Below are 22,613 nucleotides of genomic sequence, written 5' to 3' on the forward strand. Positions count from 1 at the left end.
TCGGCTGGGCGTGGTCGCGCGTTAACGATCGCCCCGCTAATGCAGGTCCGGATGCACCGGTCCACACGTCACTAGGCAACATGCCTTCCCAGCAGCAGCGCACAAGAAAAAGGCCGGGATTTCCCCCGGCCTTTTGTCCTTTCGATCTGTCCGATCCGATCAGCTCGGATTTTCGAGATACGCGATCAGGTCGGCGCGCTTCTGCGCGTCGGCGATGCCGCCAAACGCCATCTTGGTGCCGGGCACCACGCGCTGCGGCTTTTCCAGATACTGGAACAGCTTTTCCTTGGTCCAGGTGATGCCGCTGTTCTTGTTGGCGTTCGAATAGTTGTAGCCCGCGACCGTGCCGGCGGCGCGGCCGACGATCTTGTGCAGCGACGGGCCGACCTTGTTCACGCCATCCTGCACGGCATGGCAGGTCTGGCACTGAGCGAACACGGTCTTGCCGGCCGCGGCCGTGCCGGTGAAGCTGGCGAACTGCGTGCCGTCGACGGTCGCGGTATCGGCCGCAGGGGGCGCACCGGCCGGAGCAGCCGCAGGCGCAGCAGCCGGGGCCGCAGCAGGTGCCGGGGCGGCGGGCGCTTCAGCAGCCGGGGCCGCCGCAGTTTCCGTCTTCTTGGGTTCCGATCCACCGCCGCCACACGCAGCAAGCAGGGTAGAAAGCACGATCACACTCGCAAAAGTTCCAGCTGCCTTCATGTCCACTCCAATCCAAAATCGCCGCAATGGCCTCAGAGAAACGGTCCCCTCCAGCCACGCTTGTAACGGAGATGAACTGGAAATGAAAGCGCAGACCATTGGTTCCGTGGCGATTATTGCGGCCGTTCCATTCCCCGGCAATCCGTCCTTTTTCAGCGTCGAGCCGTTGGCGTCGCCAACGCCGTTTTGCCCCTTGCGACAATGTTGAAAATCATTCTCAAAAGCGTTGACTCTGCAAATCGCTCGCAATAAGCGGATGCAAATGGTTCGCAATACAAGGGGCGATTTCAGTGAGTGATGGAATTGGCGCACCGGCGTATCTGGCGCTGTCGGCAGTCGGGTTTTTGATGACGGCACCGGCCCATGCCGGCGAAGAGCCGATTGGCGAAGATGCACAGACCATCGTGGTCGAAGGCTCGCAGAACAAGAAGCCGACCAATCCGGCGCTGACCGAAAAACCCCGAGATACCCCGCGTACGGTCACCGTGCTGGACAAGCAGTTCCTGGCCGATACCGGCGCGGTCACGTTTGCGGACGCGCTGCGCAACGTGCCCGGCATCACCCTGGGCCAGGGCGAGGGCGGCGCCGGATCGGGCGATTTCATCAACCTGCGCGGGTTCGACGCCAGCAACGACATCGCCATCGACGGTTTTGCCGACCGGTTGCAGTACAGCCGTTCCGACGTGTTCAACGTCGAACAGATCGAGGTTTACAAGGGGCCGAATACCGCGCTGTCCGGCGCGGGCGGTGCGGCGGGCCAGATCAACCTGGTCAGCAAGGCACCCCAGATGGCGTCGTTCCTCAATGTCGATGCCAGCCTTGGCAATCGCGAATGGAAGCGGCTGGCGCTCGACGCCAATGTGCAGCAGGCATCGCTGGGCGGCTCTGCATTCCGCCTGAACCTGATGGCGCATGATCAGGATGTGGCCCGGCGGGATCAGATCACGCAGACCCGGTTCGGCGTGGCCCCGTCCTTTTCCATCGGCATGAACGGCCCGACGCGTGCGACGGTCAGCCTGTTCTGGCAGCAGGACGAAAACCTGCCCGATTACGGCATCCCGCTGTTGACCACCGGGGTTCGTCCGGCGCCGATCCGCAATTACTATGGCTGGCGCAACATCGACCGGGAGGATCAGACGGTCATGCTTGCCACGCTTCAGATCGAGCATGAGTTCAGCGACCGGGTTCAGTTGCTCAATGCGACCCGCTGGGGTAAGGTCGATCGCACCGCGGTGTGGTCCACCCCCCGCCCGATCGACGCCCCGTCGCTGAACGCTGCGGCGGCAGCGATTGCGGCGGGACGGCCGCAGGATGGCAACTATATCGTCGGTGGTCCGCAGGGGCTGGGCCGCGTGGCAAGCAACACGGTGCTGACCAATCGCACCGCCCTTACCGTCGATCTGCCCGCCACGGATGGCGGCATCGGCAACACGCTGGTCATCGGCGGCGAAGTAAGCCGCGAGGATTTTCAGCGCAACACGATCACCACCACCGGCATCGCAGGCACGCGCCGCAACCTGTTTGCGCCGACCCCGGATTTTACCGGCCCGTTCAGCCAGACGGTGACGAGCGGTCAATATGACACCTCGGCAACGCGGTACGCGCTGTCGGCGTTCGACACGCTGAAGCTGCTGGGCGATGCGGTTCAGCTGAATGTCGGCGGCCGCTACGAACGGTTCGAGGTCGAGCTGGGCGGCACCGCCTATGCCGCGCTTGCCGATCGCAGCTATGCCGAAAACCTGTTCAGCTGGCAGGCCGGACTGGTCGCCAAGCCGAGCGAGACTGCGTCGATCTACTTCACCTACTCCAATGCGAAACAGCCCCAGGCGCTGTCCGCAACATCGACCGGCGCCGTCACCACCGCCAATCTGGCGCTGCCCGCGCTGAAGAACGAGAATTACGAGATCGGCGCGAAGTGGGATGTGCTGGCCGAAAAGCTCAGCCTGACCGCCGCGCTGTTCCGGACGGAGCGGGTCAATCAGCCGATCACGGTCGGCCCCGATGTGCTGCTGGCCGGGCGTCAGCGGGTGCAGGGCGTCGAACTGAGCGCGACCGGCCAGCTGGCGACGGGATGGCAGCTGTTTGCGGCCTATGCCTATCTCGACAGCGAAATCCTGCGTGCGGCGACGGGCAGCGAACTGACGCTGGGCGAGGTACTGGCGCTGACCCCCAATCATTCCGGCACGCTGTGGACCAGTTACAAGACGGGGCCGTTCCAGATCGGCGGCGGCATCAATTACATGGGCGAGCGCGTGACCCGCAATTCGACCGCGGCACAGGATGCCTGGGCGCTGGACGATTATGTCCTGGCCAATGCGATGGTCGCCTATGACTTCAGCCCGCGCATTTCGCTTCAGGTGAATGCCAACAACATCCTGGACGCGGCGTACATCAACCGCATCCGCGCCAACGACAATTATGTCATCGCGGTGCCGGGCGAAGGCCGCACGGTCATGGCCACCCTGCGTGTGCGGATGTAAACGCCGGCAATGCTGATCATCATTCCCGATGTTCTGGACAAAGCGGCCGTGGCGCGAGTGCGCGCCATGGTCGATGCCGGATCGTGGGTGGACGGCAATGCAACCTCTGGCGCGCAATCCGCACTCGCCAAGCGGAACGAGCAGCTGGACGAGGCGAGCGAGGCGGCACGGACGGCCGGTGCAATGGTGCTGGAGGCGCTGGGCCGTTCACCGCTGTTCATCGCCGCCGCCCTGCCCGCCCGCATCTTTCCCCCGCTGTTCAACCGCTATGGCGGGGGCCAGGCATTTGGCGCGCATATCGACAACGCCATCCGGATGCGGCGCGGGACCGATTTCCGCATTCGCAGCGACCTGTCCTGCACCCTCTTCCTCGAAGACCCCGATGCCTATGACGGCGGCGAGCTGGTGATCGAGGAACGGTTCGGGGAACAGCGGATCAAGCTGCCCGCCGGGCACATGGTCCTGTATCCGGCCAGCAGCATCCACCGGGTGGAACCGGTGACGCGCGGCGTCCGCATCGCCAGCTTTTTCTGGCTGCAATCCATGGTGCGCGACGATGCCGCGCGCCGGATGCTGTTCGATCTCGATCAATCGGTTCAGCGGCTGGGCGGCCAGCTGGGCCAGGACGACCGCTCGGTCATCGAACTGACCGGGCTTTATCACAATCTGATCCGCCGCTGGGCGGACGTTTAGGGGCAAGACGAATGACGCGGGGACAATGGCGCAACCTGTGGCTGCAATTCCACAAATGGATCGGACTGCTGCTGGCCGTGGCAATCATTCCCATTTCGGTCACTGGCGCGGCGCTGGTGTGGCATGACGGGCTGGAACGCTGGCTGCATCCCGACCGATATGCGGTGACCGGGACGGCCAAGCTGCCCGTCACCGCCTATGCCGATGCCGCCGCTGCCCGGCTGGCCCCCGGGGAACGCATTGCGCGCATCGCACTGCCCACCGAAAGCGGCGAGCCGGTCGAGGTTTCGGCGGCCCGGCCCGGCGGCGGCAAGGGCCGGCCGGTACGCACGCTCGTCTATCTGGACCCGGCCGATGCGCGGGTGATCGAGGTGTCGGCCAGCGATCGGGGCGCGATCCGGTTCATGCACGTGCTGCACGGTTCGCTGTTCATCCCGGAGGTTGGGCGACAGGTCGTCGGCTGGGTCGGCGTTGCCATGCTGGTGTCCGCGCTGACCGGGATCTGGCTGTGGTGGCCGACGGTGGGCGGGTTCGTGCGCGCGCTGCGCTGGAAACGGCATCCGAAGAATACCGATTACAACCTGCACAATCTGCTGGGGTTCTGGATCGCAGTACCGCTGGCGGTGTTGTCCCTGACCGGCGTGTGGATCAGCTTTCCGTCGGTGTTCAGCAGCTTTGATGCCAAGCCGGCTCAGGCCCAGTCCCGACCCAAGGGTCCGGATCGCGCCGCGCTGATGCGGGCAAAGCCGTTGCCTGCCCCGGCAACCCCGCTGACCGCAGCGATTGACGCGGCCGGCTCAGTGGCCCCCGGCACTATTACATCGGTTCAGTGGCCGACGGACATCCAGCCGGAATGGACGATGCAGATGTCACCGCCGAGTGGCCGACCCGCCACGGTCAAGGTGGCAGATGCAACCGGCCAGGCGGCAATCGATGCAGCAAGCGGCCCCGGCGCGGGTCAGCCCCAGCCGACCACCGCGCGGCTGATGCGCCAGATCCATGACGGGTCGGGCATGCCCTTCTGGTGGCAGGTCATCCTGTTCCTGGGCGGCGTGCTGCCCGCCATCCTTGCGGTGACGGGGATCATCATGTGGGCGCGGGCGCGCAAGTGGCGCAAGCAGCTGGCCCAGCGTCAGCGCGCCCGGCTCGCCCCGGCTGAATAACGAAAAAAAGGGGGCGCCGGTCCGTTCCGGCGCCCCCCATTTTTTACGGCTGCGCGCCGATTACCGTCCCAGCAGGACGCGCGCCTGGCCCGCAATCTGGGCAAGCATGGCGGCGCTGGGCTGTGGCGCCTGACGCGCGCGGGCGACCAGCGCATTGAACTGATCCACCCGCGCCCGGTTTTCCGCCAGCCAGCCATCGACCGCCGCCTGCGGATCGTCCCCGCTGGTCCGCGTCAGGAAATCGAGCCGCAGCTGCTGGAAATCGCGGGCCAGCCCGGCGATCAGCAGCCGTTCCCACGGATCGCCCGCGGTGATGCGCGCTGCATTGGCCTGTGCCCAATCCAGCCCAAGCTGCTGACCCAATCGGGTAAAGGCGCGGGTCAGCACCACCTCGTCAATGCCGCGCTTCTGGCCCAGTTCGGCCAGGCCGACCGCGCCGTCCATCTGGAACAGGCGAACGACCCGCTCGATCAGGCCGGTCGGCGCACCGGATTCGGCCAGCCGCGTGCTGATCCGGTCGCTTTGTGCCTGCGCCTCGGCCAGCAGCAGCGCCTTGGTCTGTTCGTCCAGCGCCACGATGCCGGGGCGCAGCCGATCGACGATGGTCGCCGGGGAATCGCCCGACCGGCTGACGCGCAGCAGGTCGGCGATCTGCGACCGGACGGCAACCGCCACCTCGTCCAGCAGGGCAAGGCGCGCCGCCTCCGGCATCGCCTCGGTCTCGATCGCGTGCCAAAGAGCCGGGACGCCGAACAGCTGTTCCGTCGCCACGAACATCGCGGCAATGTCGCCAAGCGAGGCGCCTTCCTCCTCCGCCAGTTCGAACGGGTGCAGCACGCCCAGCCGGTTGACGATGCGGTTGGCGATCTTGGTCGCCACGATCTCACCGCGCAGGCGGTGCCCCTCGATCGCATCGGCAAACCGCTCGCGCATCGCGGCCGGGAATGCCGCGAACAGATCAGGAGTCAGGGCCGCATCATGCCCCAGTCCGCGCGTCTCGATCGCATCCTGCATGGCCAGCTTTGCCGTGGCCAGCAACACGGCCAGTTCCGGCCGGGTCAGCCCCCGCCCGTCCTGTGCCCGGCGCAGCAGTTCGTCGTTCGGGGCCAGCCCCTCGACCGCCCGGTCCAGACGACCCGATGCCTCCAGGATCTCGATGGTCCGCACATAGCTGGGCAACGCAAGCGGTCCATCCGCTTCCATCAGCGACAGCGCCAGCGTCTGCAGCCGGTTATCCTCCAGCACCAGATGCCCGACATCGTCGGTCATGTCGGCCAGCAGGACGTTGCGATCGGCCAGCGCCAGCCGCCCGGACGTCATCTCGCCATTCAGGGCGATCTTGATGTTCACCTCGTTATCCGAACAATCGACGCCCGCCGAATTGTCGATAAAGTCGGTGTTGATCCGCCCGCCCCGCGCGGCAAAGGCGATGCGCGCCGCCTGGGTGACGCCCAGATTGGCCCCCTCGCCCACCACCTTGGCGCGCAGCTGTTCGGCATTGACGCGGTTGCGATCATTCGCCGGATCGCCGACGTCCAGATTGCTCTCCGCCGCCGCCTTCAGATAGGTGCCGATGCCGCCGAACCAGATGAGGTCGACCGGCGCCTTCAGGATGGCGGTGATCAGTTCCGACGGTTCCATCGCCTCTGCCGTCACGTCCAGCGCGGCGCGAACCTCCGGCGACAGCGGGACCGACTTTTCGGTGCGGGAGAACACGCCCCCACCGGCCGAAATCAGCGCCTTGTCATAATCGTCCCAGCTTGACCGGGAAAGGTTGAACAATCGCTGACGCTCCGCCCAGCTGGCCGCGGGATCGGGGTCGGGATCCAGGAAGATGTGCCGGTGATCGAACGCGGCAACCAGTTTCAGCGACTTGGACAAGAGCATCCCGTTGCCGAACACGTCGCCGGACATGTCGCCGCACCCGACGACGCGGACCGGGTCGGTCTGCACATCGACGCCCATTTCCAGGAAGTGCCGCTGAACCGACACCCATCCGCCGCGCGCGGTGATGCCCATCGCCTTGTGGTCATATCCGTTGGACCCGCCGCTGGCGAACGCATCGCCCAGCCAGAAGCCGCGTTCCAGCGCGATTGCATTGGCGACATCGCTGAACGTCGCCGTGCCCTTGTCGGCGGCGACCACGAAATACGGGTCCTCTCCGTCATGGATCACCACGCCGTCGGGATGCACCACCGTGCCGTCGACGATATTGTCGGTCACCGACAACAGCGTGCGGATGAAGATGCGATAGCTTTCCGTGCCCTCGGTCAGCCACGCCTCTCGGTTGGACGGAGCGGGCAGCTGCTTGGGATAGAAACCGCCCTTGGCGCCCGTCGGCACGATGACCGCGTTCTTCACCCGCTGCGCCTTCATCAGGCCAAGAATTTCGGTGCGGAAATCGTCGCGCCGGTCGGACCAGCGAAGGCCGCCGCGCGCCACCGGCCCGGCGCGCAGGTGAATACCCTCCACCCGCGGGGAATAAACAAAGATTTCGCGCCACGGCAGCGGCTTGGGCAGGCCGGGCACACGGGCGCTGTCCAGCTTGAACGCCAGCGCCTCTTCGGCTGCGGGGGCAAAGGCGTTGGTGCGCAGAGTCGCGTCGATCACGCCGCGATAGGCGCGCAGGATGCGGTCATCGTCGATCGCCGCCACCTTGGCCAGCCCCGCTTCGATCGCCTCCAGCGCCGCCGCTGCCGCCTGATCGCCGGTTTCCGGCACCCTGCGGCGCTGCGGGTCGTGCAGCGCATAGAACCGCTCGATCAGCGCCTGACCGATCTGCGGCGCGCGGGTCAGGGCATCGACCACCGTCGCCTTGGAATAATTCATGCCCGTCTGGTGCAGATAGGCGAACCAGGCGCGCAGCAGGACGACCGACGCGGGGGCCAGCCCGACCTCCATGATCAGGCGGTTGAACCGGTCATTTTCGGCACGCCCCTCCAGCACCGCCTGGATCGCGGCCTCTGCCACGGCGGGTTCGAACGGTGCGTTGGCGGGCGAACCGGATGCCAGCGCGACCTGAAAGTCGTGGATATAGAGGCGGCTTTCATCGTCCAGCTCGGTCGGCCGCTCCTCGATCACGGTCAGGCCGAAATTCTCCAGCACCGGCACGACTTCGGACAGGGGCAGCGGGCCGCCGACGTGATAGACCTTGAGCTGCAGCAGCCCGTCGCCATCCGGATCGCCCGGAATAATGCGCACGGCCCGGCCGCGTTCGTCCTCCAGATCGGCCAGCGCGACGATATCGTCGGCCGCCTCTTCCGGTTCATGCAGGCTGCGATAGGCGGCGGGAAAGGCATTGCCCCAGCGAAGGGCCAGCCGGGTCGCGCGGTTGCCCACCCGCTCCTCCAGCGCGGCCGCAACGGCCGGGCGCCAGCCGCGCACCATCCGCCGGATGCGTTCGTTGAGGTCATCGGAATCCGGCATCCGCCCATCGGCGCGCAGGTCCAGCGTAAAGCGGATCAGCGCCGCCACCCCGTCCTCCAGTTCGATCGACCAACTGAGGACATTGGCATTGGCCGCCTCTTCCAGCATCCGCCCGATCGCCGTCCGGCGCAGCGTCGACACCTCGTCGCGCGGCAGCCAGACAAAGGCGAACAGGTGACGGCCCAGCGGGCTTTTCACCAGCACCAGGTGCGATCGCGGCCGATCCGCAATCGACATTGCGGTCAGCGCGACCGTTTCCAGATCGTCGGGCGCAAATGCGATGGTCAGGTCATAGGGCATCTGCGTCAGCGCATGGGCCAGTGCCTTGCCGGTATGCCCCTTTGGATCAAAGCCGAACTTTTCCTGAAGCTGCACCATCGACCGGCGCAGCACCGGCACGTCGCCCGGTGCCGCCGACAGTGCGGCGCTGGTCCACAATCCGGCATGGATGGACAGACCCGTGATCCGGTCGCCCGACATGATCGGCACCAGCACCAGATCCAGCGGAACGCGGCGATGCACGGGCGACATGCAGTTCGATTTCAGCAGCAGCGGCGGCTTGTTGCCTGCCTCGAACCATTCCACCGCGCGGCGGCGCGACGCCTCGGCCAGCAGCGAACAGTCCAGCTTGCCGCGCGCAATGCCCAGCGCGGATTGCGTGCCGCCATCCCGGTCCCAGCTTTCATGGGCCAGCAGGGTCAGGTTGCGATCGACGAACCAGCGCAGCAGCGCCGCGCCCTCCGGATCGGCGATCCGCTTGGCATCGTCCAGCATCGCGGCCTGCAACGGCCCCCATTCGGCAACGGCATGGCGAACATGGTCAAGGACGCGGGCCAGCTCCGCCTCAATCGCGCGGCGCACCTTTGCCTCGGCCCGCTCGGTTTCGACATAGACCATCGATTCCGGCGCACCACCGGCGCGGATTGCGGTCATCCTGCCGCTATCGTCGCGGACGACCGGCAACACGGGGTGGATGATGCGATCGATCGCGATGTCGTGCGCGGCAATGGCACCGGCCACCGAATCGATGATGAACGGCATGTCGGGGTTGATGATGGCGATCCGCATCCCGGACTGCCCCTCCCCCGCCATCGGCTCGATCCGGATGGCGGCGCCCGTGCCGGGCCGGCTCAGCGCCGCCTCCGCCACGAATCGCGCGGCATCGGCCCGCGCGGCGTCGTCAAATCCTTCAGTCTCTCCGGGTAGCGCGCCTTCGGTAAGGCGGCTGGCAAGCACCTCGACCAGCGAGGGTTCGATCTGTGTCGTCATGACAACCGGCTATGCGCCGCCCGGATGACAGGCTCAAGGCTTGTGGCAATGCAAAAACCGGATTTCATGACCGGTTTGGCCGCAATCGTCACATGATAGCGCGCACAACCGCCTGGCGGACCAGTGCCGGCGCATTGCCCACCTGTCCCACGACCTCGACCTGATCCTTGCCCGTCGCCCGCGCGACCAGCAGGACGAACTCCTCGCCCGCCGTATCGATGGTGAGCGATCCCAGCGCCGGTGCGCTGCGCAGCGATTTGAGCGCGCTGGTGTAGCGATCCGGGCGCGGCGCGGGGGCACGCGCACTTCGCTCCGCCTTGACCAGCGCCTTGATGCCGCCCTCGGTCCGCTCCAGCAGATCGGCCAGGCCGCCCGCCGCAACGTCCAGCCGCCGTGCCTGCGACAGCACCGCCGCAAACTCAGTCACGCGCGCCTTGTCATAATCGCTGCCGAACACCAGCTTCACGACCGGCGTCATCGGGGCACGGGCCTGTTCCTTGATGCCGCTTTCGGCCAGCAGCCTGGCATAGCGTTCCTGATCCGCCTCGGCCGCCAGTGCCACGTCATAGGCGCGGCCCAGCGCACGATACAAGGCAGCACGGCTGCGCGTATCGGCGGCGCGGACCGCAGCGGCGCTTTCGCGGGCCAGCATCAGTCGCTCGCTCAGCGTGCCGGGCAAGGCGGGCGGCGGCGGCGCAGCCTCGTCCACATCGGCCGCCTCTACCGCGATCGACGGCGACCCCGCATCGCCGCTGGGGCCATCGGCCCAAACCGGCTCGGTCGGCGGCGGCGGCGGCGCTGCACGGCGCGCGGCCTCGATCTCGGCATTCAGGCGCGCCTGAGTGTCGCTGTCGACCATCTCTTTCCAGTTGATGACGCCGTAAATGTAATCGATCGAATCGCCGCCCGAGGAAAAGGGCATCAGGATGCCGCGATACAGGGTGTTCAGCCCCCGATGGCTGACGAACTCCGCCTCGAACCCGATCGGCGCGCGATTGGCGATGATCTGCAAATAATGGTCGGTCAGCCGCGAGAGCAGCGACCGGCCGGGAACTTCGGCAATGCTGGCGATATCCCTGGAAACGCCACATTCGGCGCTCAAGCGGTCGCCCAGGAAACGGATGGACGGATCGTCGATGCCGCTGGAAAAGTCGAGAAGCACGCTGTGCGGGCCAAAATCGGCAAGGCTTTGCGGATCCAGATCCTCAATCGACGGATAGGCCCGGCCGTTCAGCAGCGACACCCAGTAATTATAGGCGCGCACGTGCATCCGGCGCTCATCCGTCCCGATCTGGGCGTTGGCGGCATGGGCAGCGTCCTCGACGCCGTCATGTTCCTCGATCCGGTCTTCGGTACCGCGAACGGTGTCCATGGAATCATCCTCAAGCACGGGCCTGTGCACCCTGATGGACCATGTGTGCGCCGGATGTGGTAAACAGCGGGTAAAGGAAGCCGGCAAAGGATCGTCGCTCACCCCGTCGTCAATGCTTGCCAGCCCTGCATCATCCTGTTAAGCGCCGCCGCCTTGGCAGCGCATCTGCGCCTCGCCGCCTTAGCTCAGTTGGTAGAGCATCGCATTCGTAATGCGGGGGTCACAGGTTCGAGTCCTGTAGGCGGCACCAGTACATAAAGAGAGCAGTGTAGAAAACCGCAGAATTGTGCGGTGTATTGAGGCCGTTGGGTCTCATATTTTCTCGTTATGTTCCGACAAGACCCATCGAAAGTGGACCACGAAACGGCGGACCACGTGTTTTCGAGAGGTCGTGGTCCACCATGCTTTCAGTCGTAGGCATCAAATCGCTCCGTCCGAAAGACCGGCCCTACAAAGTTGCCGATTCGGACGGTCTGTTTCTCCTGGTGCAGCCATCTGGAGCGCTGCTGTGGCGGTACCGGTACAAAATCCTCTGCCAGGAACGAAAGCTTTCGCTGGGAGCCTTCCCCAAGATCACGCTGGCTGAAGCTCGGAAAAAACGCGATGCCGTGAGGGCACAGCTTGAGGACGGGATCGATCCGGTTGAGCAAAAGCGTCAGCGCCAGCTCGCTGCCGAACAATCGGCTCAGACAACATTTGCGCTGGTTGCCACAGAATATATCGACAAAATGCGGGCCGAGGGAAAATCGCCCGCCACGTTGAAGAAGGCCGAATGGTTCCTCGAACTGCTTGAACCGATCGCGAAACGACCGATTGATGACGGAACAATCCTCATTCTGGCGCCCGATGCGAAGCTCTCGTCATCGAACCGATCCGGCAGGCGCCATGTCACTGTCACTTCGGGCCTTGCCCGGATTACGGTTCCCCGACCCGGCGCACCAATGTCGATTGCGAACGGACCGACGACAGTGAATCTGTTGCCCGGATCGACGATCGATATCGATGCCCGGCCAAGGTCGATGAACTGGACGCTGCGTGCCGGTCGACCATCGACGCCCAACTGGCTCAATCAGGGCAAAGCCCACTCCCCTCTCATGCGTTTGTTGCAGACTTGCTCATATGCGCGGGGCAAGGACGAACGACTATGTTGTTGGACAGTTGGGAAAGTCCGGTTCCAGGAGGTCGGTCCGGGATAAATGCAATTTCTTCATTTCAGCCTCCAATTAGGAACAGGCGCTGCAGACAGCTGGCCGGGAGCTTCGATACGAGATCGCTGGTTGCCACGCCGCTGCCTCCACCTGGGATGCGCGTATCTTGGCCGATCGGGAGCGAGCGGCTGCCATAGGCCACGGCTGAAGGTGCGCCATCGTTCATCAGTAGGCGCGCGTCAGACAGCATTACGGCAGTCGCTATGGCCTGATCGGCGAATTTCACCGTCAAACAGCCATCCACCACATCAGCCGACCGGGTCGGAGCGCACCCAAAACCGCAGCCGGCCGCCCTACTTTGGCAATATACACCCTGCCGGCGGCAGGGTAGCCAGGCGGCACCCTGATCGATCATTGCGCCGAACCGGGGGTTTGGCGAGACATTACACGGCGTCGCCGGAGGTGGTCGGGTCAGCCCGCCCGGGGCAAGCTGATCGTAACGCAGGCGCCGCCCAATGTAGCAGATCGCGCAATGACCAAAGTCCCGCCATAAAGCTGCACAAGCTCGGTTGTGATTGCCAGCCCGAAACCGAAACCGGGAAGGCTTTCATCAAGGCGAACCCCCGCCTCCACCACCCGCGCGATGTCGGCTTCGGCCATGCCCGGGCCATCATCTTCAATTGCGATTAGGATGCGCGGGCCGACTTGCTCCACCGCCACTCGCACCTCGCTGCGGGCATGGCGTCCAGCATTGTCAATGAGGTTGCCCAGCAGTTCGTCGAAGTCGCGCTGTTCGACTGCAACCGCGTAGCTGGGCGCGCCGATCGGGACGCCCACCCGGCTGAACCTGATCCCGCTGGCACGGTGGATCTGCTGGATCGTTCCCAGAAGGTCGTCAATCACCCCATCAATCTCGGTACGTGCGCGTCCGCTGGCTGCATGGGCACCGATGCGGGCGCGCTGCAGATGGTGGGCGATGCGCTGATCAAGCGCCTCGACCAGCTTGCGCGTCTCGACCGATGCGTTCTCGCGGGCCAGGCGAAGAGAGAGCGTCGCCAGGGGCGTCTTGAGCCCATGCGCCAGATTGGCGACGTGTCGCCGTGCCTGTTCCAGGCTGGTGCGGTTCTGGTCGATCAAGCCATTGACCTCCTCCACCAGCGGTAGCAGCTCGCGTGGCTGGTTGGCGGGCAGCCGATCGGCTTCGCCCGAACGGATGCGGGCAACAGCGTTGCTCAACCGGCGCAACGGCTGCAATCCATAGCGCAGTTGCGCTGCGGTGCTCATGACAAGTGCAAATGCAATCAAGCCGAGCGAGGCCAACAGCGTGCCGCGCGCGGCATCGAGCGGCGCGTCGATCAATTCTCGCGGGGCAAAGGCGATGATCGTCACCGGGCCGCCTGAGGTCGCGACCTCGACGAACCGGACATGGACCGCACGGCCATCGTTGGTTCGCCCGCGTCCGCCGACGATACCAGTGCCAGAGTGGCGCATCGTCCGCCGCGTGCGGAAGCTTTGCAACGCCGATCCGCTCGACCATTGCCGTGCCGTGCCGCGCACCGCCCAGCCCCAGCCGCTGTCTCGTGTGTCGAATTTGGGCAGGCTGACGATGCGGGCGGGCGCGACCGATCCATCGGGTTCCAACGCGCGCTCCAGCACGCCGATCTGGGTGTCGAGCGTCTTGTCGACGCCGACCATGACAAAGCGTTCGAGCACGCCACCGATCGCGATCGAGGCGAATACGAGGATTGCCAGACCGGTAGCTGCCGCAAGCAGGATCAACCGCGCATGGAGCGACAGGCGGCGGATCATGCCGGCTCGATGAGGCTGTAGCCCCGTCCGCGCACCGTCTCGATCATGGCTGCGCCGATCTTGCGCCGCACCCGGCCGACGATCACCTCAAGCGAATTGGAATCGCCCGCGCCGTCATATTCATACACCCGCTCCAACAGTTCACCGCGGTCCACCACCTTGTTCTTGCGCAGGATCAGCGCCGACAGCACGCGCCATTCAAAGGCCGTCAGCTTCAGCGGCAGGCCATCCAGTTCGAAATGGCCGAGCTGGGTGTCGAAGGTCAGCGGCCCGCAGGTGATGCGCGGGGCGGCGTGGCCCGCCGACCGCCGCACCAGCGCGCGCAGGCGCAGGATCACCTCCTCGGTGCGGAAGGGCTTGACCAGGAAATCATCGGCCCCGGCCTTGAACCCGGCAACCTTGTCCGACCAGCCATCGCGCGCGGTCAAGATCAGCACCGGAAGCGCGCGGCCGTTTTCGCGCCAGCCGCTTAGCACCGACAGGCCGGGAAGGCCTGGCAGCCCCAGATCGAGCACCGCTGCGTCATAGGGTTCGGTATCGCCAAGATGCAGCGCGTCGATCCCGTTGCCCGCGATGTCGACGGCAAAATGTTCCGCGCGCAGGGCATGGGCGATTTCTTCGGCCAGAGCCGGATCGTCTTCTACCAGCAGTACCCGCATCGCTCGCTTTCCCGCGCCACGTTTATGGCCGCCACCCAAACCGAACCTGAACGGCGCGGTTCAGTGACGGTGGGGGTGAGGATCATACAAGGATCTCGATCAACAAGGAGATAAGACGTGATCAAGATCGATAGCCCCTTTCGTCGGTGGATGGCAGCGATCGGCCTGATGCTGGTTGGCGGTGCGGCTGGGGCTGCTGCAACCCACGCGTTGCAACCCATCGCCGTAATGGCTCCGGCTAAGCCCATCGCTATTTCCAGCCTGCCCAGTCTCGCTTCCGCGACCTTCAATCCCGCAATCGTCGCGGTCAAGGGCCGGATCGCCGAGGTCTATGGCGAAAGCTTCATCCTTGAAGACGGGTCTGGTCGGCTGCTGATCGCGCAACGCAAGGCGCAGGGATTTGCCCCGACAGTTGGCCAGACCGTCACCGTGCAGGGCCAGATGGACGGCACCATGCTGCGGCCGATGTTCATCGCCGACACGCAGGGCCGTGCCTATGCCACAGGACGCATGGGCGGTCGGCATGGCGATCGCGGCCGCCGGTTTGAAGGACGGGGCCACAGTGACCTGGAACGCGCAGGCGGCCCAGCACAGCCGGGCCTGTCCAGCGAGGCGCCGCAGCCTGCCGCTCCGGCTTCCCTTGCCAATTGATCATTGGCACGATGATGGAATGAATGCGATGCCCTTCAAGCTCAAATTGCCCACAGGCTTTGCCGCCGCGCTGCTGTGCGTTGCCAGCACTGCCCACGCCGGGAGGACCGATCCCGCCAAACCCGACGTCACTGCGATAACGCAGGTATCAGGAGATGGGCAGCGGCTGACCGCCGTGGTGCTCACCTATGACGAGCCACTCGCCAATGTGCCGCTGGCTGTCGGCGATTTTGCCGTCAAGGATCGCAGGGTCACGCGCGCCTATGTCAGCGACCGTGCAGAACCCGGCGCGGCTGCGACAGGACAATTTGTCGTCATCGAACTTGCCGCCGATGATCCGGCCGCCACACTCAAGGTCGAGCCACCGCGGCGCGGCAGCCCGCCGGCGGCAGAGCCTGGCTTAGGCGGCATGGCCGGCCCCCCGCCGGGGATGGCGGCACCAACTTTCCGGCCGGCGGTGGCCACCGTCGAGCGCGTGCCGGAGTTTCATGCCGCGGATGGTTCCATAAAATCTCCGATCGGCTCGCCTCTGGTGAGCAGCGCCGTGCGCAATCTGGTGGTGGATAGCTTTACCCAGCACGTTTTCAGCGATCCTGTCACGGGTGATCGCCTGGTCTACAACCTGTTCATACCGGCCGATTACGACCCTGACCGTGCTTATCCGCTGGTGCTGTTTATGCACGACGCCGGAAACACCGGCAGCGATCCGCTCATCACGCTACGCCAGGGCAATGGTGCAACCGTATGGGCAGAGCCACAAAACCAGGCGAAGCACCCGGCAATCGTCATTGCCCCGCAATATGCCGCGCAAACAGTGAATGACAGGTCCGAAGCCACCAGCCTGCTCGATACCACCGTGCATCTGGTCGATTTCCTGACGCAGCAATACAGCATCGACCGCGACCGGCTCTATTCGACCGGCCAATCAGGCGGTGCGATGATGACGATCGCGATGAACATCAAATATCCTGATCTGTTCGCTGCATCCTACATCGTCGCGGGGCAATGGGATCCCGCGTTCGTCGCGCCGCTTGCGGAAGACCGGCTGTGGATCACGGTCGCCGAGGGCGATCTGAAGGCCTTTCCTGGCCAGAATGCCATTACCAAAACCCTCGAAGCCAAGGGTGCAACCGTCGCACGTGCACAATGGGATGGGCGATCCACCCCGGCTCAGTTCGATGCGCGTGCATCCGAGCTGATCGCGAAAGGTGCGCCGATCAACTATGTTGCCCTGACCAAGGGTACCGTCGTTCGTGCCGGTCAGCCCGACAATGGGGGGAGCAATCACACCAATACCTGGCGGATTGCCTATTCGATCGATGCCATCCGCGAATGGCTGATGCACCAGCATCGCTGACCGACAGAACACGGAGCAAGATGATGATTAGTCGTCGAACGGTACTCGGATACGGCACGACAGGCGTTATCACGGGCCTTGCCGGAGGGTGCGTGTCCCCTGCTATCCGTACCTCGCGGGATCGACTGCGGTTTGATCCTGTGGCGTTCACCGAAAGGACCCGACAGATCACCACCGGCACGGGCCGGCACAACGTGGTCTACCGGTTCTACCGTGCAATCCCCTATGTCGCGAACCCGATCGATGCCCGCTATCAAAGCCTCAATATCAGCGTCCCCATCAGCATCGATGGCCGCGCGGTCGATGCCCGAAATGCGCCGATCGTATTTGCGAACGCGGTTGGGGGATACATGCCGTCATCGGTGGTCGATGCCACGGACGTCGGCGGTGCGGGCGGTCCGGGTGGCCCCGGTGGACCCGGCAGGCCTGCGGGAGCAGGCGGCCCACCTCCTGGTGCTGCGCCGATGGGCCGTCGCGTCAGCAAGCCGGAATATGCCCTTGCCGCCGGCATGGTCGTGGTCGAGCCGGGCGCGCGCGGACGCACGCTGGTGAATGACGCAGGGCAATATTACGGCACAGCCCCGGCGGCGATCGTCGATCTGAAAGCGGCCATACGCTATCTGCGGCACAATAGGGGCATTATTCCCGGCGACGTCGAGCGGATCATATCGACCGGCACCAGTGCAGGCGGTGCGCTGTCCGCGCTGCTCGGCGCTTCTTGCGACAACAGCCTCTATGAACCCTATCTGCAAGCCATCGGCGCTGCCGCTACCAGTGACGCGATCCACGCCGTTGGAGCATGGTGCCCGATCACCGATCTCGAACATGCCGATATGGCCTATGAGTGGAACTGGGGCGAACTGGCACCCGCCTCCGGCGCTGATCTGGACCGTGCCCTGTCCGATGAGCTGAAAACCATGTTTGCCGAGTATCAGCGCAACCTCAACCTCAGCATGGGCGATGGCACACCGCTCACTGCTGATTCCTATGCTCGTCATCTGATGCGCGAATATCTGATTCCCGCTGCGACCCGCTATCTCGCCGGATTGCCCGATGACGAGCGCCGGTCATACCTCTCGAAGCATCCGCAGATCGGCTGGTCGGAACGTCAGGCGCGCTTCACTTGGTCGGACTATCTCCGCCATGTCGGTCCGCGCAAGAAATCGGCACCGGCCTTTGATGCCTTTGACCTTTCAACCGGTGAAAACAACCTGTTCGGCAAGGACACCGTCAAGGCGCGGCATTTCACGCCGTTCATTGCGGCGCGATCGGGCGGCGGCGCACTTGCGCCCGATATCGCGGGAAAGACAAGCGCAATGAACCCGATGGGCTTCCTCGCCGAGGCCAATCCCCGACGCGCGCGGCGCTGGTGGCTGCGGGTCGGCGCCAAGGACACCGACACCGCGCTGACTGTGGTGGGCAACCTTGCGGCTCAAATCCGCAAGCTCGGCGATAGCGTCGATGCCGCGATGTACTGGGATGCAGGCCACGGCGCCGACGAAGACCCGGATGCCTTTGTCCGCTGGGCAATGGGTTAGGCTCGCAGGACGCGGCCGGACATCAATCTACCAGCTCAAGCGGCCAGAGGTCGACTGACGGGGGCCCCTCGAGAAGATCCATCAGCGAGTTGAGGTCACCAGTAGAATCGCGCCATGCGACATAACGCTTGTAGTGCTCCAACGATTGCCACCACTCAATCATCATGAACTTGTTCGAGCCGTCCTGCTTGTAGTGCGGAGAAATGCCCAGGCATCCGTCATATTTGAGCGTTACCGGCAGGATGGTATTCAAAAGGGCACGCAGCTTGGGCTCGGCTCCCTCACGCATGATCGATGTCAGGATGATAAGCACGGGACCTTGTTCCATTTGCAGAGTACTCCAGTACAGAAAATGCTGCTCCCGGCGGTGCACTGCTCACCGCCGGGAGGCGCGGGATTTAGAAATTGAACGTCAAGCGAGCGCCATAGGTCCGCGGCATGCCCGCAAATCGAAACACCGTGTCGAGCTGGCTGTCGGCCGTGTTCCAGTAGTAGGTATCGAAAAGGTTGCGGGCATAGGCTTCAAGCCGCCAGCCATCCGCGTTCAGGCCAATCGTCGCATCGACGACGGTCCGCCCCTTGATGCGAAAGAATGCATCGTTGGCAGCTTGTGCCGGCGTTGTTGTGCCGCCTTCGAAACGACCATTTGAGGAGGACTGGTAGTTGGCGTTGACGTTGAACTGCAACTCCAAGTCGGTGCTGATCGGGTAGTTGTAATCAAGGGCACCGACTACTGACCATTCCGGCGTATAGGTCAGTGCAGCTCCGGCAAAGTTGCGCGGGGTGCCGCTATCGTCGAAGGCATTGAATTCCCGGACCTCGGAATGGACGTAGGTTGCAGCGCCGCGCAGTCGCAAGCCTTCGGTTACGGCGACTGTCAGCTCTGCCTCAGCGCCGTAGACTTCCGACTTCGGTACGTTGAGCAGCCGGTTAAGCGTTCCAAAGATGATATCTGGAATCTTTGCGTAGACCTGCTTGTCTGTATAGTCGTAATAGAAGGTGGCTGCGTTAAATTGGACGCGCCGATCAAAAAGCGACGCCTTCACGCCTAGTTCGAAAGCGTCGAGACGTTCTTGCGTTACCGGGTCGAGCTGGGCGGCAATATTGGCCGGAAGGGCAGGAAAGCCGCCCGCCTTGTATCCGCGGCTGAAACTTGCATATCCAAGCAGGCCAGGGCGCGGCGTCCAATTGATGGCGGTACGGAACGAGAGATTATCCTGCGAAAGGCGCCCTTCGATCGGGTCGGAAAATGCAGACAGGTCATTTTCCAGTGTGAGGCATTGCCCGGGTGTAATCGTCGTTGGCTGTCGCAGGATAAGCGTGCCCACAAAGGCGGCAAAGGCATCATTATTGCCGTCGATATCAAATACGCAGCCGGTATTGCTCGCGGTATCACGGGTATAGCGCGCACCAATATTGATTGCGATTTTATCGGATAGCTGAATATCGCCATTGGCGAATGCACCGTACGTGCGGGCAACACCCTGCAGTCCGAAATTATTGGTCTGGAAACCATTTACCGCGAGGTCGGGTACGCTGTAGGCAGCCGTGTTGATGCCCGCGAGCGCGATAAATCCTGGCCGAGCCGGGGCGGGTATGCCCACGATGGTTGCCGCCAGTTCGGGATTTACCTTGAGCAAAGTCGCTAGGCTGCGGATACCGATCGCAGCACTTGCGTCATAAGTATAGGCGATCACGTTCTCGCGCAGCCTGTCTTCCGAAAAATAGCCGCCGAGTTGCCATTTGAAGGTGTCGGTATCGCCGCTTAGGCGCAGTTCCTGAGAAAAGCTCTTGATCCGCCCCGGATTACCGTTGGTGAGAATTTCTGTGGCCACCCCATCGACACTGGTCACGTCATTGCGCCGCACATCGCCATAGGATGTCAGCGAGGTCACTTCGATCGCGTCGGAAAGGCTGTAGTTCAGACGCAGATTGATGCCGTAGAATTCGCCATCGGCCTTGAACGGCGGGCGTGTGCGCGTAGCGGTTGGCTGATAGTCGGCAGGGGTCCAGTCAGCGTCCCGGCTGTTGGTCGGGTTCGGGATGAGGCTGGCATTGACACGCGGGTCTGGAAAAGCCGGGTTGCCGGGGACATAGCGGATCGCCTGCGGCGCCTGAGTGTCGGATTGATCACGCCAGTAGGCGATTGCGAGCAAAGCGCTGAAGTCTGTTGTCGGCTCCCAGAGCAAGCTGGCGCGAAGCGCCTTGCGGTTACGTTCGCCAAGCCGGTCATCCGGCCGGGTTACACTGCGCTGCCAGCCATCAAGGGCCAGCTCAACCTTGCCTGCCACCCGATAGCTTAGCGTAGAGGTAATCGGCCCCGTGACATAGCCCTGGATGCCATAGGTTTCATAATTGCCGATTTCGAAGGTGACTGCGCCTTCGGTTGTACCCTTGGGCTTGCCGGTGATATAATTTACCACCCCGCCCGTCGTGCTTCGGCCATAGAGCAGTCCTTGCGGACCCTTCAGAACTTCTACACGCTCAAGATCGAAAGCGATATCCGAGCCCATATAGGGATAAGCATAAGCGACCTCATCGACGTAAATCCCAACCGGTGATGTCGAAGTCAGGTTTTGATTCTGAAATCCGACGCCGCGAAGCGTATATATGGGTGTATTGGACTGCGATTTTGCGACCGATAATGCGGGGACAATCTTGATAAGGTCATCCGTGCTCCGGACACCCAATCGCTCCAATTCCGATCCACCGATGGCTGTAATCGAAATCGGAATATCATTGACGGACTCAGAACGTTTTTGGGCGGTAACAATGATGTCTTCCAAGGCTGTTTGAGCTTCACCCTGATCAGGCGCGGATGACGCCTCTTGCGCACTTGCCAGGCCTGGCAGCCATAAGGTCATGGCGCTTACGCCGACACAGAGAGCAACACGCTGTGCTGAAAATCCCATGATTATCCTCCCCATTTCGTTGTTTTATTTACACGTTCACTGGACATGAGCCTCGTTGGGCGCACCACCCTTTGAGCTAGTCATTTGCCTTTATTTTCAATAAGTTGGTTGCCGTTGCGGTAGCGACTGCCGTTCCGTCGGCAAGTGTGAGATCAGCCTGAGCAAAGATGACTGATCGGGTACGGCGGCGGATCGTGGCTTCAGCGCGAAAGGCGCCAAGTGGCGCGGGGCGAAGACAGACAAGATCAAGATTTGTCGTTGCTGGCGAGGCACCCGATGGCATGGCCGCCATGACGGAAACGATCATTGCGTAATCGAGCATGGCAGCGATCGCACCGCCCTGCATGACGCCAGCACCCTGCAAAAATGTGCCGTCCGGACTGAACTCCACCACAGCACCGGCATCGCAAAGCGAGATGATCTTCATGCCGAGTGCGCGCGCTATGGGCGATGCGTCGAATGCGGCCGGCAACACCACGGCACCGGCAAGGACGCGCTCGACGAGTGCGACATCCGCGTTCACAGCACATACTCTCCCATCAATTTATTTACTTATGAGTAGATTAATGGCCGCATTAGTCAATAGCGTCGTATTGCTGGCAGGTGAGCCGCATGTTTTGCGCCGGGAAACCGCAAAAAATATCGGATCCGGCGTTCAATGCCTCAGGCTTCGCCATGTGGCGCGGTTGAAGGTCAGAGCAGTCGCGAAAGAAATGCCGACGCGTTTCCCAAACCGTATTTCTGGTACGCCCGCTGCCGGTATGTGAGCACGGTGCCGCGGGCCATATTGAGCATCGCAGCGGTATCGTCGGCATGCTCGCCGGTCAGCGTGCGGGCAAGCACCTGACGCTCCCGCGCTGAAAGCAGGGGATATTCGGTCCGGATCCGGGTCTCAAGCGTTTCGAGAAACGCCTCATTACTGCCTCTTGCATGCATACGGCGATGCAACGCTGCCAGAGCGAGTTCAGCGATCGCACCCAGGCCTTCGAGGCCAACGTCCGGCATCCCGTGACGCCGATAAAAATTCAGCACGAGCGTGTGGTGGGCGCCCCGCCAGCCAAAGCAAAGTTTGCCCGCGAACTTGGGTACATCAAAACAGACCTTGCGATAGTCGGGCGAGGCAATCTGGTTGGCGGTCACCGTCTGCGTGAAATTTGCCCCTGGATGCAAGGCGGTAACGTCACGAACCGCCGGATCATGCCTGAAGTATCGGCGGGAATATGCCTCAACGCGTTGACTTTGGTGGTCGATCGCACTGGCGGAAATCAGCACCTGCGGCCCTTGATCATCCGTCACATAGCCAAAAATCTCTTCGATCCCGCTCTGGCTCGCTGCCATTTCAAGCAGATGGACTCCAAAGCCCGGCGTACCCGCCAAATCGATCAGCAGGGCAGCGGCCTCAGCATCGAACGGCACGTCCGGCTCCCTTTACAGGTC

Annotated in this window: 16 protein-coding genes and 1 tRNA gene; 8 read left to right on the forward strand and 9 right to left on the reverse strand. The window is 63.4% G+C overall.

Annotated elements, in window-relative coordinates:
* Positions 1-159: 159 nt before the first annotated feature.
* A complete protein-coding gene (locus tag NYR55_RS03775) occupies positions 160-972 on the reverse strand; it encodes a cytochrome c family protein (RefSeq protein ID WP_347709655.1) in 813 nt (270 codons plus the stop codon).
* Between the two features lie 17 nt (positions 973-989).
* On the opposite strand from NYR55_RS03775, the gene NYR55_RS03780 reads away from it, so the two are divergent.
* From NYR55_RS03780 to NYR55_RS03790, 3 genes are read left to right on the forward strand one after another with little or no spacing between them, the layout of a single operon-like run.
* Positions 990-3,179, forward strand: coding sequence for a TonB-dependent siderophore receptor (locus tag NYR55_RS03780; RefSeq protein WP_260019897.1), 2,190 nt, complete (start codon positions 990-992; stop codon positions 3,177-3,179).
* Positions 3,180-3,188: 9 nt separating this feature from the next.
* Positions 3,189-3,872 carry a Fe2+-dependent dioxygenase gene (locus NYR55_RS03785; protein ID WP_260019898.1) on the forward strand — a complete coding sequence of 228 codons (684 nt, stop codon included), beginning with the start codon at positions 3,189-3,191 and terminating at the stop codon, positions 3,870-3,872.
* 11 nt (positions 3,873-3,883) lie between these two features.
* Positions 3,884-5,035, forward strand: coding sequence for a PepSY-associated TM helix domain-containing protein (locus NYR55_RS03790; RefSeq protein ID WP_260019899.1), 1,152 nt, complete (start codon positions 3,884-3,886; stop codon positions 5,033-5,035).
* 60 nt (positions 5,036-5,095) lie between these two features.
* Here the strand turns inward: NYR55_RS03790 and NYR55_RS03795 are convergent, their stop codons facing one another.
* Positions 5,096-9,730, reverse strand: coding sequence for an NAD-glutamate dehydrogenase (locus NYR55_RS03795; RefSeq protein WP_260019900.1), 4,635 nt, complete (start codon positions 9,728-9,730; stop codon positions 5,096-5,098).
* An 88-nt stretch (positions 9,731-9,818) separates the two neighbouring features.
* Complete coding sequence (locus NYR55_RS03800; protein ID WP_260019901.1) at positions 9,819-11,102, reverse strand: hypothetical protein; 1,284 nt, start codon at positions 11,100-11,102, stop codon at positions 9,819-9,821.
* A gap of 174 nt (positions 11,103-11,276) precedes the next feature.
* Here NYR55_RS03800 and NYR55_RS03805 point away from each other — a divergent pair.
* Both NYR55_RS03805 and NYR55_RS03810 read left to right on the forward strand, forming a co-directional pair.
* Positions 11,277-11,352, forward strand: a tRNA-Thr gene (locus tag NYR55_RS03805).
* A 151-nt stretch (positions 11,353-11,503) separates the two neighbouring features.
* Positions 11,504-12,298, forward strand: coding sequence for an Arm DNA-binding domain-containing protein (locus tag NYR55_RS03810; RefSeq protein ID WP_260019902.1), 795 nt, complete (start codon positions 11,504-11,506; stop codon positions 12,296-12,298).
* A 423-nt stretch (positions 12,299-12,721) separates the two neighbouring features.
* On the opposite strand, the gene NYR55_RS03815 is transcribed toward NYR55_RS03810, so the two are convergent.
* Positions 12,722-14,059 carry a HAMP domain-containing sensor histidine kinase gene (locus NYR55_RS03815; protein WP_260019903.1) on the reverse strand — a complete coding sequence of 446 codons (1,338 nt, stop codon included), beginning with the start codon at positions 14,057-14,059 and terminating at the stop codon, positions 12,722-12,724.
* Positions 14,056-14,718, reverse strand: coding sequence for a response regulator transcription factor (locus NYR55_RS03820; RefSeq protein WP_260019904.1), 663 nt, complete (start codon positions 14,716-14,718; stop codon positions 14,056-14,058). Before NYR55_RS03820 ends, NYR55_RS03815 begins: the two co-directional genes overlap by 4 nt.
* A gap of 117 nt (positions 14,719-14,835) precedes the next feature.
* Between NYR55_RS03820 and NYR55_RS03825 the strand changes: the two genes are divergently transcribed.
* From NYR55_RS03825 to NYR55_RS03835, 3 genes are read left to right on the forward strand one after another with little or no spacing between them, the layout of a single operon-like run.
* Positions 14,836-15,369: a hypothetical protein gene (locus NYR55_RS03825; RefSeq protein WP_260019905.1), complete on the forward strand. Its 534-nt coding sequence runs from the start codon at positions 14,836-14,838 to the stop codon at positions 15,367-15,369.
* A 28-nt stretch (positions 15,370-15,397) separates the two neighbouring features.
* Positions 15,398-16,726, forward strand: coding sequence for a prolyl oligopeptidase family serine peptidase (locus tag NYR55_RS03830; protein ID WP_260019906.1), 1,329 nt, complete (start codon positions 15,398-15,400; stop codon positions 16,724-16,726).
* Complete coding sequence (locus tag NYR55_RS03835; RefSeq protein ID WP_260019907.1) at positions 16,702-18,264, forward strand: subtype B tannase; 1,563 nt, start codon at positions 16,702-16,704, stop codon at positions 18,262-18,264. The genes NYR55_RS03830 and NYR55_RS03835 overlap by 25 nt, the downstream gene beginning before the upstream one ends.
* A gap of 22 nt (positions 18,265-18,286) precedes the next feature.
* Here the strand turns inward: NYR55_RS03835 and NYR55_RS03840 are convergent, their stop codons facing one another.
* The 4 genes from NYR55_RS03840 to NYR55_RS14980 all read right to left on the reverse strand — a co-directional run bounded on the left by NYR55_RS03840 (position 18,287) and on the right by NYR55_RS14980 (position 22,592).
* Entirely contained in the window at positions 18,287-18,577 is a 291-nt protein-coding gene (locus NYR55_RS03840; protein WP_260019908.1) for an antibiotic biosynthesis monooxygenase family protein, read from the reverse strand.
* An 85-nt stretch (positions 18,578-18,662) separates the two neighbouring features.
* The gene (locus tag NYR55_RS03845; protein WP_260019909.1) at positions 18,663-21,176 is read right to left on the reverse strand and encodes a TonB-dependent receptor; all 2,514 of its coding nucleotides are present in this window, start codon (positions 21,174-21,176) and stop codon (positions 18,663-18,665) included.
* Positions 21,177-21,252: 76 nt separating this feature from the next.
* Entirely contained in the window at positions 21,253-21,699 is a 447-nt protein-coding gene (locus NYR55_RS03850; protein ID WP_260019910.1) for a PaaI family thioesterase, read from the reverse strand.
* Positions 21,700-21,869: 170 nt separating this feature from the next.
* Entirely contained in the window at positions 21,870-22,592 is a 723-nt protein-coding gene (locus NYR55_RS14980; protein ID WP_260019911.1) for a helix-turn-helix transcriptional regulator, read from the reverse strand.
* Between the last annotated feature and the right edge of the window lie 21 nt (positions 22,593-22,613).

Source organism: Sphingomonas sp. BGYR3 (genome assembly GCF_025153455.1).
GTDB lineage: Bacteria > Pseudomonadota > Alphaproteobacteria > Sphingomonadales > Sphingomonadaceae > Sphingomonas.

Coding starts and splice junctions, on each gene's coding strand:
- NYR55_RS03830 (WP_260019906.1), top strand. CDS start 15,398: ATGCCCTTCAAGCTCAAATTGCCCACAGGCTTTGCCGCCGCGCTGCTG.
- NYR55_RS03800 (WP_260019901.1), bottom strand. CDS start 11,102: ATGGACACCGTTCGCGGTACCGAAGACCGGATCGAGGAACATGACGGC.
- NYR55_RS03785 (WP_260019898.1), top strand. CDS start 3,189: ATGCTGATCATCATTCCCGATGTTCTGGACAAAGCGGCCGTGGCGCGA.
- NYR55_RS03795 (WP_260019900.1), bottom strand. CDS start 9,730: ATGACGACACAGATCGAACCCTCGCTGGTCGAGGTGCTTGCCAGCCGC.
- NYR55_RS03790 (WP_260019899.1), top strand. CDS start 3,884: ATGACGCGGGGACAATGGCGCAACCTGTGGCTGCAATTCCACAAATGG.
- NYR55_RS03810 (WP_260019902.1), top strand. CDS start 11,504: ATGCTTTCAGTCGTAGGCATCAAATCGCTCCGTCCGAAAGACCGGCCC.
- NYR55_RS03820 (WP_260019904.1), bottom strand. CDS start 14,718: ATGCGGGTACTGCTGGTAGAAGACGATCCGGCTCTGGCCGAAGAAATC.
- NYR55_RS03845 (WP_260019909.1), bottom strand. CDS start 21,176: ATGGGATTTTCAGCACAGCGTGTTGCTCTCTGTGTCGGCGTAAGCGCC.
- NYR55_RS03815 (WP_260019903.1), bottom strand. CDS start 14,059: ATGATCCGCCGCCTGTCGCTCCATGCGCGGTTGATCCTGCTTGCGGCA.
- NYR55_RS03835 (WP_260019907.1), top strand. CDS start 16,702: ATGGCTGATGCACCAGCATCGCTGACCGACAGAACACGGAGCAAGATG.